This is a genomic window from Yinghuangia sp. YIM S10712 (assembly GCF_051388935.1).
Lineage (GTDB): Bacteria > Actinomycetota > Actinomycetes > Streptomycetales > Streptomycetaceae > Yinghuangia.
Genome location: NZ_JBPKBI010000012.1, coordinates 167,606 through 168,745, shown reverse-complemented (window position 1 = coordinate 168,745; position 1,140 = coordinate 167,606). Strand labels below are relative to the sequence as shown.

The window sequence follows — 1,140 nt, the reverse complement described above, 5'->3', positions numbered from 1 at the left end:
GCGGCGCAGCGCATCGAGCGGGTACTCCTTCTCCAGGAAGTCCCGCGCCGTTGACAGGAACAGTTTCTGGTCCGAGGTCAGCTCGAACTCCATCGCGACTTCCTTAGGGGTTCCTTGGGTCCGTTGAGGTCCTGCTCGTTCAGCCGTCGGGGCGAAGCGATCCAGAGTTAATCAATCGATTAATAGATCTGATTTACAGGTCTTTTCGCGTGCCTGTCAACAGCCGGTTGCCTCACGGCGAACGCCCGGTCCGGTTGCCGGGGCCGATCGGCCGGTTCGGTCGCCCTGGTCGCACGAGGACAGCCCGGTGGTCACGACGCGGCGGGCCTGCCCAGGGCGCTCGCCGACACATGCCGGGCCCCGGCGAGCAGGACCGCGAACCGCTCGTGCAGGACTTCGGAGAGCCTGAAATCCTCGTCGTACGCCCATTCGCGGATTGCGGACATGAGCATCACCTCGAACATCATCCCGAGGTCGGACGGGGTGAGGGTCTGCGGAATATCGCCGTTCTGCTGGCCTTGCAACAGGATGACGGCGAATCCGCGCTGGAAACGGAGCCGTTCGCCGTCCTGCGGGCGGTCGGAGACGTCCGACATCACCTGCATCATGCGGCGCAGCGCCGACCTGGGCACCTTCTCGATGCGGCGGCAGAGCTTGGTGGTGACGTCATTGAGTACGTCGTCGGTGCTGCTGCCGTCGATGAGGGCCTTCACCACGTCCTCGTAGAACACCTTCGCGGTCAGCCAACCGGTCGCGAGGAGGACGTCTTCCTTGCGGGCGAAGTGGTAGTAGAAGGTCGCCTTGGAGACGCCCGCGCGTGCGGCGATCTCCTCGGCGGTGGTGCCGTCGAAACCGGCGTCGAAACCCCGCTCGCCCCACAGCTCCAAAGCGGCCTTGATGATGGCCTGCCGGGTGTCGCGCGACCGGCCCTGGGCCAGCAGCGACCGCCGGGGACCGGCCTTGTCCTCGTTCATCGAACCCCCGCCGCAAGAGTGTCGTAGCTGGACAAGGTCGGATTACCTGGCAGTTTCCCGGAAGAGTGGCGTGTGATTTCGGCTGATGATATCGGACACGGTCGTAGACGAGGAGGGGGCGCCTCTCCGTCGGGAGACCGCCGCGGGCCGGCAGCCGGCGACGCGT

At 65.6% G+C, this 1,140-nt stretch carries 1 protein-coding gene; it reads right to left on the bottom strand.

What is annotated here, in order from left to right; translation table 11 throughout:
- Nucleotides 1-311: 311 nt before the first annotated feature.
- Complete coding sequence (locus ACRX5W_RS23050) at nt 312-974, bottom strand: TetR/AcrR family transcriptional regulator (protein WP_436790163.1); 663 nt, start codon at nt 972-974, stop codon at nt 312-314.
- Nucleotides 975-1,140 lie beyond the last annotated feature (166 nt).

Coding starts and splice junctions, on each gene's coding strand:
- ACRX5W_RS23050 (WP_436790163.1), bottom strand. CDS start 974: ATGAACGAGGACAAGGCCGGTCCCCGGCGGTCGCTGCTGGCCCAGGGC.